This is a genomic window from Leifsonia sp. HAY1-4F (genome assembly GCF_056755275.1).
In genome coordinates this window covers 1-234 of sequence record NZ_JBNDHX010000659.1, presented here as the reverse complement: position 1 = coordinate 234, position 234 = coordinate 1, and the positions used below count along the sequence as shown (strand labels likewise).

Here is a 234-nt window from a genome sequence, read left to right as displayed (position 1 = left end):
GCTGCTCAGTCTGCGCACGTCGCTGCTCGCGACCGTCGGTTGCCTGGTGCTGGGCGTACCGATGGCAATCGTGCTGGCGCGCGTCCCCTTCGCCGGGCGTCGGGTGGTGCGCGCGATCGTGCTCCTCCCGCTCGTGCCGCCTCCGGTCGTCGCCGGCTTGGCTCTGCTCGCCCTGTACGGCCGGCGCGGCATCCTCGGCGGGACGCTCGACGTCGCGTTCTCCACCCCGGCGGT

1 pseudogene is annotated in these 234 nt (G+C 73.9%); it reads left to right on the top strand.

Annotated elements, in window-relative coordinates:
* A pseudogene (locus tag ACPYOG_RS20875) lies at nucleotides 1–234 on the top strand (molybdate ABC transporter permease subunit); the annotation flags it as partial.